The 15,069-nt window shown below is 40.2% G+C and carries 9 protein-coding genes; 2 read left to right on the plus strand and 7 right to left on the minus strand.

The window, feature by feature from the left end; translation table 11 throughout:
• Positions 1-12 precede the first annotated feature (12 nt).
• Positions 13-1,323, minus strand: coding sequence for an aspartate kinase (locus FSB76_RS05400; protein ID WP_147052555.1), 1,311 nt, complete (start codon positions 1,321-1,323; stop codon positions 13-15).
• Positions 1,324-1,506: 183 nt separating this feature from the next.
• On the opposite strand from FSB76_RS05400, the gene FSB76_RS05405 reads away from it, so the two are divergent.
• Positions 1,507-2,592 (plus strand): toxin-antitoxin system YwqK family antitoxin, encoded by a 1,086-nt coding sequence (locus FSB76_RS05405; protein WP_147052556.1) that lies wholly within the window; start codon positions 1,507-1,509, stop codon positions 2,590-2,592.
• A 451-nt stretch (positions 2,593-3,043) separates the two neighbouring features.
• Here the strand turns inward: FSB76_RS05405 and FSB76_RS05410 are convergent, their stop codons facing one another.
• From FSB76_RS05410 to FSB76_RS05435, 6 genes are all read right to left on the minus strand, one after another.
• The gene (locus tag FSB76_RS05410) at positions 3,044-3,835 is read right to left on the minus strand and encodes a DUF3575 domain-containing protein (protein ID WP_158642844.1); all 792 of its coding nucleotides are present in this window, start codon (positions 3,833-3,835) and stop codon (positions 3,044-3,046) included.
• A gap of 355 nt (positions 3,836-4,190) precedes the next feature.
• Positions 4,191-6,119 carry a tetratricopeptide repeat-containing sensor histidine kinase gene (locus tag FSB76_RS05415; protein ID WP_147052558.1) on the minus strand — a complete coding sequence of 643 codons (1,929 nt, stop codon included), beginning with the start codon at positions 6,117-6,119 and terminating at the stop codon, positions 4,191-4,193.
• 319 nt (positions 6,120-6,438) lie between these two features.
• A complete protein-coding gene (locus tag FSB76_RS05420; protein ID WP_147052559.1) occupies positions 6,439-9,390 on the minus strand; it encodes a tetratricopeptide repeat protein in 2,952 nt (983 codons plus the stop codon).
• 17 nt (positions 9,391-9,407) lie between these two features.
• The gene (locus FSB76_RS05425; protein ID WP_147052560.1) at positions 9,408-10,226 is read right to left on the minus strand and encodes a hypothetical protein; all 819 of its coding nucleotides are present in this window, start codon (positions 10,224-10,226) and stop codon (positions 9,408-9,410) included.
• 29 nt (positions 10,227-10,255) lie between these two features.
• Positions 10,256-11,353 (minus strand): hypothetical protein, encoded by a 1,098-nt coding sequence (locus FSB76_RS05430; RefSeq protein WP_147052561.1) that lies wholly within the window; start codon positions 11,351-11,353, stop codon positions 10,256-10,258.
• A gap of 49 nt (positions 11,354-11,402) precedes the next feature.
• Positions 11,403-12,008, minus strand: coding sequence for a hypothetical protein (locus tag FSB76_RS05435; RefSeq protein WP_147052562.1), 606 nt, complete (start codon positions 12,006-12,008; stop codon positions 11,403-11,405).
• 778 nt (positions 12,009-12,786) lie between these two features.
• On the opposite strand from FSB76_RS05435, the gene FSB76_RS05440 reads away from it, so the two are divergent.
• Positions 12,787-15,039, plus strand: a complete 2,253-nt coding sequence (locus FSB76_RS05440; RefSeq protein ID WP_147052563.1) for a tetratricopeptide repeat protein — start codon at positions 12,787-12,789, stop codon at positions 15,037-15,039.
• Positions 15,040-15,069: the final 30 nt, after the last annotated feature.

Genomic DNA, 15,069 nt, shown 5'->3' on the forward strand with positions numbered 1-15,069 from the left:
CCAATCCCGAAACTAAAACAGCCTGTTATGCAAGCTTCTCAGGGTTTCCACCTTATCATCGGTTTTAACCAGTAATGATAAGTTATGGTCGCTACCGCCGTATGATATCATTCTTAAAGGAATATGCTTTACTGCTTCCAGCACTCTTGCTGCATAGCCATGTTTTTCGGCACCAAAATCACCTACTACGCAAATGATAGTATGGTTTACATCCAACTCTACCGAGCCAAAAATGTTAAGTTCGCTGGTTATCTCCCCAAGGTAAGTGGTGTCATCTATGGTTAACGATACTGCCACCTCCGATGTGGTTATCATATCTATAGATGTTTTATATCGCTCAAATACCTCAAATACCTTTCTCAAAAAGCCATGTGCCAGCAACATCCGGCTGCTTTGGATTTTGATGGCTGTAATGCCATCTTTAGCAGCAATAGATTTAATTTTGTCCTTTTCGCTTGTATTGGTTATCAACGTTCCTTTTGCCTGCGGATCCATGGTGTTAAGCAGGCGCACCGGTATTTTATACTTTTGTGCCGGGAACACGCTTTGCGGGTGCAATATTTTAGCGCCAAAATAAGCCAGCTCGGCAGCTTCATCAAATGATAGCTGGGCAATGGGCTGTGTGCCCTTTACAATCCGCGGATCGTTATTGTGCATCCCATCAATATCTGTCCAAATCTGTACTTCTTCGCTGCGGATGCCGGCGCCTATAAGTGATGCAGTATAGTCGCTGCCGCCGCGGCGCAGGTTATCAATTTCGCCAAAAGCATTCCGGCAAATAAATCCTTGAGTTATAAATAGGTTAACCCCTGGCTGTTTATCCAGTAAGGGCGTTATTTTTTCGGTGATGTAATCAACAATAGGCTCGTTATCCTCATCTATCTTCATAAAACTTAAAGCAGGCAGCAATGCCGATGCTACGCCTATCTCCTTTAAGTAAACATGATACAATGTGGTTGACAGCAATTCGCCCTGGGCTAAAACTATTTTCTCTTCTACAGTGGTAAAATTATTGTTGGCCAGGTTATTAAGTAAAGCAAAGTGATAATCAATTACTTCCTTGCCTTGCTTTAGATATTCGGTATCAGAAAACAACTCCTTTATAAATAATTCGTACTTATCCTTTAACGCGCTTATCAGGATAATTGCTTTCTTTTTGTCTCCGGTTAAATAAGCTTGTCCAATTTCAACCAGGTTATTTGTTGTACCTGATACTGCCGAAAGCACAACAATTTGTCTTTCAGTGGGGTCAATAATGTCAAGCAGTGCTTTCATGCGGGCGGGGCTGCCCACAGATGTACCGCCAAATTTTAAAACTTTCATTGCTGTTTTGTTAACCTAAAATAACGGGCGGGTAGGTGCCCTTATTTGCGGCGCTAAAAATAGGGTTTTAAAACTCTTATAGCTAATAAAATTTAACGGGGTTTCAGAAACGCGTTTTTTTACCAAAATGGCAAAATTTGCCATTGCATTTTAACCATAATAATTATCTGTTATATTTGTTATATGGCCTTATCATTAAAACCGAAACTGTTAACAATTAACGCTTTATGTGCTTTATGGCTGCTTGCAAACACTGCAGTTAAAGCACAGGAGGTAACCACCCTTTATTACGATAAAAACGGGAAGGGCCTGGATGATAAAAATAACGCTTTTTTTTACAGGAGGGTAAAATTTAACACCAGCGATAAACCAGTAGGTACAATTGAAGATTTTTATATGAGCGGCAAGCCCTACAGTAAAGGCGAAGCACTTTATATTGATAAGCGCAACGATGCCAAAAGCAGGTGGACCGGTACTATTATTACCTATAATGAAAAAGGGCGGCAGATAAAACAAGGCAGTTTTGATACTGAAGGGTTGTTAGATGGCAAGCAATTACTATTTGATAAAGAAGGAACTAAAATACAGGAGAACGACTTTGTTCATGGTAACCCCATTGATTGTTTTTACAAGGTATACACGCCGGATGGCGTTGCGGTAAACTATTCTTACCTTACCAAAATGCCCGTAAACCTGGCTACAACAGATAAAAAGCTTGGCAGGTTTACTGATAAAAATGTCATATTCCAGGATGGTCAGCCTGTTCAGTTTTACACTACTGCCTCCGGTTTAAGTGTGGCCGCCAGGTTTTCGATGCAGCAGTTATGGGGCGATTACTTTGAGATTTATATTACTATCGAAAACGGGACAACGGAACAGTTTAATTTTGATCCGTCAGAGGTAACAGCAATCCTGCAAAAAGACGATAAAATGATCCCTGTTGATGTTCTGTCATACGATGTTTACGCGTCGCGGGTGAGCCATAAACAAAAATGGAGCCCCGGCTTCAGCGCTTTTGCAAATGCCGCTTCGCTAAACCCAGAAGGGTACCGGTTAATAGCAAACAAAGCAATCACCGCTCATGCCGATTCAATTTCGGGCTATAAACCGTATTCGATGAAGCAAAACATAAATGAGGGTTATCTGAAATTAAACACCTTGCTCCCCGGTACACGGCTTATTGGTTTTTTGAATGTGAAGTATAAACGGGCAGATCATTTTTTGCTAAATGTACCTGTAAACGGATATGTTTACCAGTTTGAAATGTAGTTTTTACGTTGCGTGCCCTGCAATTGGGATATGATGTAAGCTGATCACCAACTGCCGAAAGTCATAAAATTTTTGCTACAAATTTTACAATGGTAACGTTTTATGGGCAACCAAAATAAAAGCCATTTCACTAATAAGGGTCGCTGCTTTCTTTGTCCGCCATTGCTTTTGCACTTTGGGCACAGGTGTAATTTGCGTTTTTTCTTTGGCGTATTTTTATTTATATCTACAATGAGCATATTCCAAACACATTTTATTGTACGCTTATGATAGGCAGAGATGAAGTTAATTTAGCCGCAACTTCATTCCTGCTAATATAGTAATTATTCTGCTTTACCTTTTCAACCCAAAGCTATAGATAGTTTGTGAAACATGATCCCAATCGGCTTGATTACAATATGGATTTGCCAGTTATGAGTGAAGACACATCCACACCAGCGTGTAATTAATATTAAAATGAAAACCCTAAGTTAATACCCAGGCCCCTGATACCCGCAAACGGGCCGCTTGCATGGGCGGTAACGCCGCTATTAGTAACGGAAGAACTTTTAACGTAGTTGTGGTTTAATAAAACAAACTTACTGTCAATATCGTCCTTAAGCCCCTGTTTATCACTTGCTGATAAGCCGCTCAAATCTGTATTTCCTATTACATCGCCGCTCATACTGCCGTAATGCAAACCCAGTATATAAACATCTAAGGATACTTTTTGAGCTATAAGCCATTTGGCGCCAATCATTACGCCTCCTCCTATGCCGTTTAAGGTAGTATTCAAAGGCACATTTACTTTATTGCCATTACCATCATTATAAACATATGGATAATCAACTTTCATACTGTTGTACCTGCCATATACCGAAACATAAAATCCACGTGGGCCATCATGTTTGCCGGTATAAAACCGGGCTTCGGCGGTAAACGTTTGGTTTGAGGTGCGGGTGTTTTTGTAATCAATATTATCGCCATCATGGGATATTTTATCACTTATGGTATTAATTAACGAGACATCGCCAATGCGGGTATCGGGCATAAACTTATATCCTGCCGAGATGGTTATTTTACGGGCAACTGAACGTTCGTAGTTGAAACTATAATTATGCAACACTAATGAAGATAAGTTAACCCGGATGTTGTTTTTTTTATAATCGCCGCTTTGAGCTGATACTTTACTAACGGAGAAACATGTTATAATACCTATAATGATGGTGGCTATCTTCAAAAATAATGGTAAGTTTTTTTTCATGCTATTTGTGCTTAACGGTTTGGATTTTATTGGTTTACCTGGTGAAATTACTAAAGTACTGTAGCTTGTACAATACCCATGACATGGTATAAAAAACTTATTTTTGCGCCATTGTGTTAAAATCAACATCAATTACAGCCTTTTGTTATCAACAGACCAACCCTTTATGCCAAAGCATCAGGCTGCCCAGGCGAAAAAGGGTGTATCATCAAATCTTTAGCCAGCACATCGCCATACCTGCCCGGCAAAAAAAATCAGGAAAGTGAGTTTGCTTTGCTATAATGGCAAAGTTAATATAGCTGTGGTGTTTAAAATTGATGGTATTGGACAAACTTTCAGGTGGTAATCAAAATTTTTATAAGTCAGTAAGCACATCAGCGGCAACCTGTATACCTGAAATGGTTCTTTTTGATGATTTTTGAATAACTGGCAATGCATAACAAAATGAAGCACCTTTGCCTTTGTTATTTTCAACCCAGATGCGGCCATTCATTTTGTCGATGAAATCGCTGCATATCATGAGGGCTACACCGGCACCTTTTTCTTTTTCGTTGCTGTACTTCAGGTCAATTTTAAAATTGAAAATTCCCGGCAGTTTTTCCGGCGAAATGCCCTTGCCTTCGTCCTGTACACAAACTGTTACCTCGTCATGGCCGCCAAATCCAACAATGGTGATGCTTGAATTTTTTGGCGAAAACTTGATTGCATTATGTATAAAATTACGGTGAATAAATTGCACCAATTCTTTATCGGCATAAAGGTTAATATTTCCATCAACATTGTTTATTAATGTGATATTTGCTTCCCGCGCCATAATAGCAAATGGTTGCAAGGCCTCATCTATCAACTCCCTTAGTGGCAGCACAACGGGGCTGTAACTAAAGCCGGATAGCTGTTGCTTTATCCATTGTAAAATATTCTCGAAAATTTCCAGCGATACATCCGACGAGCGTTCCATGGTTTCTACCAGTGCTATCAATTCCTCGCGGGTAAAAGCATCCGGATCTTTCAAAACTGTAGCCAATGTTTTTAATGTGCCCAACGGCTGCCTGAAATCGTGGGCAAGGATAGATACCAGGCGGTTGTTAAATTCATGGTCAACCTCAAGCTTTTGATTGCGCAGCTGTACAGTGCGGTTCAACTCTTCCAGTGTTTCGCTGTGACGGCGCTTAAGCCTGTACAAACGATAAAATATGCCTACCGAAAGCGCGGTAAGCAAAAGCAGAAAACCAAAAACCAACATCAACGTATTGCGGTTCTCGGCCCTTACCGTTAAAGCTTCAATTTGCTGGTCTTTTATGGCATAGTCAATATAATCAAGCCCGGATGTGTTGGTAAATACTTCTTCGTCCTCATACAGTTCCAGTAGTTTACCGCTATAGCGTTGGGTTTCGCGCGGGTTATTTTGATTGATGTAGATATTGTACAGGCTTTTACCAAAAACTTTACCATAAAAATGATACCCTTTTGACTCAGATATTGCCAGCCCTTTTTTGTAATATTCGATAGCTTTTGTGCTATCTGTAAGTATAAAAAGGTCGCCAAGGCTCTTTAGTATATCAAGGGTTACGTAATTTACATCTAAGGCTATCCCTTCGGCTGCGGCCTTCTGCAGTTGCGCTATGGCTTGTTCGCGTTTACCGCTTTTTAGGTAAAGGTTTGCCTGCACCTGGTCTGTTACCAGCAACACCCGCTCATCTTTATACTTAGTAGCTATGCGGCGTGCCCGGTCAAGGTATACTTTAGTCAAATCTTCACCAACCGAATCGGGGTACATCAACAGGAAATTACAATACAGTAAAGACATTATCGAATCTTTTCTAAGGCCGGTACCCTGAGCTAACGCTTGTTTTAAAGTTTCCACAGCTTTTTTGTCTTCTTTACGTTCGTCAAAAACAAGTGCGATATTCATCAACGCCTGAACAATGTTCGCCGAGTCGTGTAAAACCATATAACGGTTATAGGCATCATTGTAATACCTGAGCGATAGTTGAAGATTGCCGCGAAGGTCATAAACTATCCCTATTATATTAAGGGCATCGGCTTCGCCTTGCTGATATTTTAATCTTGCAGAGATAGCCCGCGCAAGCTTTGCGTAGTAAAATGAATTATCGATATTTCTTTCATACATTAACATACCCAGCCGGTTGAGGGCATTAACGTATTTTAAACTATCTTTTATTAAAGGAAGTTGTTTTTGGATACTTTCAATCTCTTTTAATTGGCAATGGCCAACCTTGCCCACAAATAGCAGCAACAAAAAAAGGGCTAAGTACTTTTTCATTTTACAAATCAGGCTGTGCAGGAGGGCGGAATGACAGGATGAATATATGTAAAATTTTTATTACCAAGCAATATTCAGACATATAAAATACATGCCAATATTGCTCTTTTTTGGGAATTCAAGATCGTTTATTGATAATTTACACGATTTTATTTTCTTTTACCTGGTATATTATAATATTTTTCTTGATTTTATTTTCCTAATAATTAATCTGTTCAATTTTATAAGCTACATAAAGCGGTCCCAATTCAATCTCGCTATAGCATAGCCCAATGTATGCAAAAACTAATATCGTATAGGTTAAGTCAACTTATTACCGTCAATCGGTATACTGCTTTTTCAGCTGGTTATATTTGGTTTTCACAGGTTTGGTTTTATACAAATCTACCAGGAAAGTATTTTCGGCCAGTTTAATTTCATCCCGGGTTAGCTGCCTGGTGGCAAAGGCTTTTTCAAAATATTCCATTGCCTTATCAAACTGGCTTTTCTTTGCAAAAGAGCAACCCATGCTGTATAATGCGCTGGCATCATTACTCTTTTGGGTTAACGCCTGGGTTAAATGCTTAACGGCAAGGGTATCCTGGTTGTTGTACAATAGCGTTAAACCATACTCGGCGTTGAATGAACTGTCGCTACGTAATACTCCTCCTTTTTCGTAGCTGGCAAAAGCTGTAGCGGCGTTTTCAAATGCTTTATTCTTAAAGTAACTCAGCCCAAGCAGGTAAAACCTATTCCTAACGGTTGATAGGGTATCGGCAGTTATAGCGTCGTTATAATTGCTGATGGCCTGTTCGTAATTTTTATTGGTTAAAGAGGCATCACCGTTGGCGTAAAAGTATTTATATTTGGGCGTTATTTTTATGGCGGCGTAATAGTCTTTATACGCTTTGTTAAAATCGCCTTGCTGTACACGTACCAAACCACGGTAGTATAATGCCTCGGAATTAAATTCATTATAATTAAGCGATTGGTCCAACGATATTAACGCATTATCGTAGTCTTTTGAATTATACAATGCTTCGCCATAAAGTTCCTGGGCAGTTGAAAGGTTGAGGGTAATTTCTTTTGCAAGGTCATTCTTTGAGCCATTTTTAGCTGCCTCAAGGTTAACTTTCAGGATACTGATGGCCTGGCCAAAATCCTCAACGGCTTTAGCATATTTTTGCTGTATCTGGTACGTGTTACCTTGTTCAAGGTACGCGCTGTAGTTATTTTTGTCACTGCGGATGGCCTCATCGTAACTCTTTATAGCCTTATCATAATTGGTTATCCGGTTGTGAGCAAGCCCCATTTTAAAATGAGCGTCAGATAAATCGTTATTACAGGCAATGGCGCGCCTGTTAAAATCAATTGATTCCAGGTACTGTGATTTTGCGCCTATATCTTTTTTGCCAAACTCCACAGCCCTTGTAAACCTTATCTCGGCCTTGCCATGAAGCGCCAGTGCATTACATTTGCGTATTTTGAGCGCATTGTCATAAGCGGTATCCGCATTAGTAAAATCGTGCTTTTGACGTAAATCTTCGGCCGATAGGAAATAGGCATTACTTATAGAATCAATCTTTTGTTGCTGCGCAGATTCAAATCCCAACTTTTCGGCTTCAATAAAATCGGCGCCGGCACTGCTGTTGTTTTTTGCTGCCACATAATTTAAACCCCTGATATAGTAAGCCGCCTCATATTTGGGGTTTAATTTAAGTGCTGCGTCAAGATCCTTTTGGGCATCTTCAGTTTTTCCGTACCGGTATAAAATTTCTCCCCTATCAAAATAAAAAACAGCGTTTTTATCATTCAAAGCTATCGCCTTACCGTACTCATCAAGCGCGCCGGCATAATTACCAACTTTATCTTTCCAATGTCCTTTTGTATCAAAATAACCTGGTTTCTCGGGCGCATCATCCGTAGCGCTCAACGTTAGTACATCATAATCAGAAATGGCGCTGCTAAAATCGTTTTTGTATTTTATATAAAAGGCTGCCCGGGCAATACGGGCATCCAGGTAATTTGGGAAATATTGTATGGCAAATGAGTAATTTTCCAGGGCCCTGTCTATTGCTTTGGTTTCATCGGGCTTTTTAGCAATCATAGCTTCATACGCCTTAGCCTTAATAAAAAACACCTCCGGGTACTCACTTTTGTCTTTTTTGTGTTCCTTTAGTATTTTGTCGCATTCATCAATAGCCTCATCTAATAATCCCGACCCAACTTTGTTGCCCGGAGATGCAATGAGGATAAGCATTTTATTGAGCGGCGCAGTTGCGGCTGCTATTTCGGCGTTAGCTTCCGGTTTTAAAGTGAGCGCCTTTTGGTAAAACCTTATGGCTTCATTATACCTGCGCTCATCTTTGGCTTTATCTCCTTTGTTTTTAAAGTTGTCGTAAGTGTACTCGGCAACCATGCGTTTGGTATCCATCACTTTCTTATCAAGCGCCGGAACAAATGCCTTTAGGTTTTGAGCTTTTACATACATCTCTAAAGCATCTTTATAACGCTGATCGGCAAAATAGCCGTTGCCGGTGTTTACATATTCGTTAAAATTGACCTGAATCGCTTTTTCCTGCTCTTCTTTAGCCGTACGGAACGAACTACTTTCTTTAAATACACTATCGGGAGGTACAACGGTTGCCGTGGCCGATGTATCTGTATATATATCTGTATTGTTCTCTGTAGATTCTATTGGCTTCGCCGGGTCATAAAAGCTGATACCCATGACGTAAGCCGACCATTTGCCATTACCGCCGCTTACCATCCTGATAGTTGCAATGCGCGGCCTTGTTTTATAGGCGATGTTTTTAACCTTGTATTTGCCCTTAAACTCACCATCGAACTTAACGTTAACAAATACAAAGTCCTTTTTTTTGACGAAGGAAGGCACCAGGTTGTTATAGTTAATAGTAGCATCTGTTGATTTGTCGTATTGTAAATCAAGCGTGGTCATGTACTTATCAATACTTATATCCTTGCTGTTGCCAAGCGAGGCCAGAGGGTCAATATCATTCTCAACGGTAATGTCCTTGTTGTAAAAGAGCTGGTTTCGCGATGGCTTGTAGCTGTCGCCTTCAATCTGGATCAGGTCGCTGGCTATGTTGTTAGGATCGTTAATAACGTTAAGCAGGTCAGGTATCCGTTTCACGGTTTCTGTAGCCTGGTAACTAATTTCGCGTGCATCCTTAAGCGTCAGCTTTTGGGCAAAACCAGCCACCGAAAATAACAGCAGAAAAAGTATGCTGCCTGCGCGTCGTAAATTTTTGATAAGTAATTTTTTATCCATAACAGGGGGAGGAGATTTTAATTAGCGGATGTTTTTGTAAGTTTACTTATAAGCCACCCGGAGTTTCGTGTTTGCCGGTTATACTGCTGAATGTCGAACGCCCAGCCATCAATTTGATTAAAGTGGTAGGTTATATTATTTACCCTGGTAATTTGGGCATTGCTGTTAATTATTTCCTGTATAAAGCGCTGTGTTGCCGCATCAAGGTTTTGCACTTCGTCAAAATAGTTGGCTATGTTCTTTTTATCAGTATTAACCTGGTAAATATCCATGAAATCGGTACCGTGGCTCATGGGGTTAAGTGAGGTGGTTTTATCCACCGCAGCAGGCATTGTAAACTCCGCTTGTTTTACGGCACTGGCCGGGGCAACCGTGTTTAAAAATTTGGCATTAACTGCTGTTATTATCCACTTATAGCCATTTGAGGGCAGCCTAATCAGCTTTAAGCTTAATACCACATTCTCACGCTTACCCTTCCAGTTAATATCGCAATTAAGGCTGGCGTACCATTTGTCGCCATACATGCTCAAAAACCTGGGGTTTGCTTTATCATCAACGCTTTTAATAAAGCTTTTTACTTCGGTTTTATCCCAGTCTTTTTTCTCGGCATTAAAAAGGCTTAATATCAGCCTTTCGCGGCTTATGAGGTTGGCTGACACGTTATCGCCGGTATATTTTTTTAATAATGTACTGTCATTGTTGTTAAAACGTTCAATAAACTCGTTAACCTGCTTTACCTGCCATACAAATATGTTTTGATATTCGTTCTCATAATCCTGCGCCAACAGCGTGGTGCTGTTAAAAACCAGTAAAAAAGCAAACGCATATTTTAACATAATAAGGTTACGATAAAGGCTAAAATGATTTATGCTTTATGGGTTTGTACAACGCCAATATCTTCCAGGAAAACGTCCCATGCTTTCTTCGTATCACCATCGGCGCCGGTTTTCAGGTACGATTTTAAAACCACGGTTACATTACGGCGGGTTACATCGCCATAAACTATTTTACCATCACTAAACCCTTTAAACTTTTGTACAAATGTTATTACCGCATAATAATTACCATCGGCGCCAAGGGTAAATTTTGAGGCATAATTTATATTGGCGTATTCAATATCAACTTTATCATACTGACCGCTTAATTTTTGCAGCCTGTTAAGGTAGCTGCGGATCTTGTATTGTGGTTTAGTTAATGCGTTTACGCTTGATACCTCAACCCTGGCATCTTCGTTCACAAATAAATCTACTGCAAGGCCGATGGTTTTGGTTGCTATCGTCGCCGATGTATTTACCGAGCAAATTGTGGCCAGGTAGTTTGACAATTCTTTGGTTTTATCAAGTGCTTTTTTATTAAACAATGCCATATCTACATCAATATCGCCGGCTGCTACAACTGCCGGTTTTGCCGAAACAGCAGGAGTTGGCACCGGGCCAGCTATAACCGGTGCAAATAGTTGCGCTATTTTTGCTTTGGCATTGATAAGGTAAGGAGCGGCTTTATCGGCAGGAACAAACAATTGGTGTGTGCCATTTTTGCGGATCAAAAATATAAGTGATGCCTTTGGCGCTTTGATAGTTTTATAATGACGGGTGCCGGTAATTTCGTTGTCTCCTTCGGCAGTAATATTCATATCAAGCGCTACTCCTTTGTTATCAACCAAAACATCAAATGCACGGGGCTGGGGTGTTTCGGATATGAACTGCTCTTTGTTATCGGCAACGCCTTTTTTATCCGAAAACACCAGATAACTGCCGGCAGCATTAAATGCAAAAAGGGACTTGGATATGCTTTTTGAATGATCGGGGCCAGTTACGTTTTCGGGGTCTTTAAATTTAATTTTTTCGGCCTGGATATCTACAATTTTGGCAGGGGTGGCTTCGCCACTGTTAGTGTACAGGATATCCTGTGCCGATGCCCTTGAAACAAAAAACAACAAAGTTATAAGGTAAAAAACTCTCATTTCGGGTATAGTGATTAGGAGTATATTAGGTTTTGCTATTTACGGGCGGTTAAAGCACATCGAGTGGCGGGGCAATGTACTTGTTTTTCCAGTTTTGCAATATGGTTAACATGCCATTGTTTTTTTGCGCGGTTTCTACGTCAACTTTCGGCGGCAGTTTTACAACCGCCGATGCAGGCTTTTGGCCGGGTATATTAAAACTTTTCCTGGTTCCATCGGCGTATTTAACAAACTGAATACTTTTTGTTGGCATCTTCTCCGGTTCTGTTGCACCGGGCAGGGTGTAAGTTATTACTCCACTTGCCTCGTCGGCTGTAATAACCTTTGCATATACCTGCTTTCCTGCGGTTGTTAATATAGCATCGGTGTTAAAAGGCTCTTCGTAATTATCCTTAGTATACCTTATAATGCTTATTTCCTTTTTCAAAATCAATTTGGGCTTGCCTGCAAGGTCGGCGGCCTCGTTGTATGCTACCGAATCATCACCAATTTCCTGCACCTTGCAGGAAATTGCAACGCCTTTTACAGTATAAATAACTGCCTGTGCATTAGCTACGCCCGAGCAGCAAAATGCCGATATAACTAACATCGCCTTAATCAATATCGGGAATGTTAACTTGCGATGAGTGAAAAGTTTTTGTAAAGGTTTAATCATATCATTAACTATTAAGAAATTGCTTCGGCATCAGGTTCTATAAATATAATAATTAATTCAACAAGGAAAAATCACCAACTCATTTTTATCAATCATCTTACTATTAGTCAGTTTTTTATATAAATTTTAAAGAGGGTTTAATTTTTAATTTATTTAATAAACCTAAAATTATCACTTCGATTATCCACAAAAAAATACTAAATAATATATAAACCAACTGATGCTGATATCTACCTCACCCAAGAGCTTCGCATATTATATTTTGCCCAAGCGCGTCAAAAACATTAACTCCTGGTTTAATATCGCCTAAAGTAATCAATGGTATATTATAAACAAATACCCATTTCATGGTATTCATTTACAATGTTTAATGCTTAAATTTGATGGAGCTGGCCAACATGTTCTTTGCTATTTGCGTCATCATTCAAATTTGAAATTGAAGAATTTTTAAAGCCGATTCAATTGAAGGTGAAGTTTTAAATACCTTTTTTTTAAAATATTGCAGCACAGATAAAAACTAAAATATTTGTAGTTATATTTAAAATATAAACACAACAAATTATTTAGGTTGCGTACAAGGACTGAACCTAATAATTCAGAAATACGTTGCCTGCTTAACTTTTAAATTGAATATATCGATATATCACTACTAAACACCTAACCTTTAAATAATTATGAGTTATACCCCAGTCTGTTTTTTACCAAATACATACCCGATCAACTTAAGCAAGAGTTAAATCGCATGTTATATTTTAATATATTGTAATTATTGTTATCTATGAAGAAACTTTTACTTGCTTTTTTTTTACTAATTCCAGCCATTACCCTAAATGCCCAGCAAACTGCCGAAAGTTATTTAAAGAGTGCAATAGACAAACAAAGCTCAGGAGATAACGAGGGCGCTATAGCGGATTGTACCAAAGCATTAACTTTTGGACAGAATATTGCCGATATAACCAATGTAAGGGCGGTATCATTATTTAACCTTGGCCAGTATGAGCAGGCAATTGAAGATTTTAACCGTACTATTCGAGCTTATCCTACCAACGCGCTGGCTTATAACTACAGAGGCACTTGCCGGTATATACTTGGCAAAACAGATAAAATGGATAAACAACAGCGCCAGGTGCTGGAGTCCATCAAAGATTTTTCCGCCGCTATCCGTATTTCGCCCAAATATGCCTCGGCTTATGCCAACCGCGGCAATGCAAAGGTGTGTGTACATTTATATAATGAGGCAATAAATGATTTTTCCGAAGCTATTGCTATCGACCCTGCCAACGCTACTTATTATAACAACCGTGCCTTTGCACGCACCGTGGTAGGTAAAAATATTGATGCAATAAATGATTGCAATACAGCGCTTCGTTTAGACCCTAAACTGGCCGCAGGCGCTTACCGTAACCGCGGCAATGCCGAAATAAAACTGGGTAAATATGAAGCAGCGATAGAAGATTGCAGCAAAGCCATTGGCCTTGACCTGCAAAACCCCAAAGCCTACAATTACCGGGGATACGCTTATTATATGGCGGGTAAGTTTGACCTGGCGATAAAAGACGATGATACCAGCACCGATTATAAAGAAGATGATAGTACTCCCTACTGGCAATACCGCGACGAAGCCGAAGTTAAATTGAATAAACAAGGTGGAGTAATACCCGTGGCTACAAAAGTAGTAGCAGCGGTGCCGGCCAATAAATCCGCGGGGAGTTCATCTTTAAGCAATTCGCAACCAACAAGCCCGGCTATTACGCCTCCGGCAATAACCTTGCCGGTAAAACCCGTTCCTGTAACCGAAACGGCGGCAATAAACGTGCCTGCTAATACTGCACCTATAAAACAGGCAACAGCCGTTCTGCCGCAACAACCGCCCACGGTAAGCCAAAGTACAATTGCACCGCCGGAGAACAATGCAAGTAACACTTTTGTAAATTTTCAGTGGATTAAGCCGGTCGACGATATCAGCAGCCTGCCAAATGGTGTTTTAAAACCTTTTGACAGCAATGAAATACAGATTAAAATAAAGGTAAACTCTAATGTGCCGCTTGATCCAAAAGAGTTTCACCTGTTTATGAACAATGCCGATGTAAGCAACGGCAATAAAATGACAACCGCCAGTATAGAAGATTTAAAGCGCAAGGCAAATACATATCAATATAATTATATAACCACCGTGAAAGTTGGGCTCGATACAAGCGTTATTAGGCTTGCATACAAAAATTACGCGCCAAGCGATGATCTCACAGTTGTTTATCGTCCGCAGGATATAAGCCTGCACATACTGGCCATAGGTACCGAAGGGCAAAGCCTAAAATATCCCGAAAAGGATGCAACCGATTTTGCAAGTATATTTAGCGACCAAAAAGGCGCAGGCAAGTTATTTCATGACGTAAGCGCAAAGGTTTTGATAGGCGATGATGCTAAAGCTATAAACATGGCTAACGAAATTGGAATGTGGGCCGGTAAACAATATAATGAACGGGATGTGCTTATGTTATTTATCTCATCGCATGGATTGATTGAAAACGGGCACCTGGTAATTACAGGATCGGACTATAAGGCCACCAACAGCAGGCAAACAACTATCGATTTTAAAAGCCAGGTTGTTGACCAGCTGGAGGCACTAAATTGTAAGAAATTTATTTTTATTGATGCCTGCAACAGTGGTGCAGGGCTGGGCGATGGAGGTAAGGCGGCCCTGCAAGACGTGACCGGTGAAATTAATAAGATGGCAACATCAGGCAACGGCATTACCATCATCAGCTCGAGCAGCAGCACCGAAAAAAGTTGGGAGGATGAAAGCTGGGGAAATGGCGCCTTTACCAGGGCAATAAAAGATGGACTGCAGGATATGAAGGCCGACAAAGACGGCAATGGCTTTGTGACCATGAATGAATTGTTTGAGTATGTAAAAATCCGGGTGGCCGACCTAATAAGCCAGGCGGGTAAGAAAGACGAAAACGGCAACCCGGTTACACAAACCCCTAAAATGGTAAATCCCCGGGGCGATGTAAGCATCTACATAAAATAGCCAGGTCCGTCACCTAAAAAAGCACTTAAA

It is taken from the genome of Mucilaginibacter ginsenosidivorax (genome assembly GCF_007971525.1).
Lineage (GTDB): Bacteria > Bacteroidota > Bacteroidia > Sphingobacteriales > Sphingobacteriaceae > Mucilaginibacter > Mucilaginibacter ginsenosidivorax.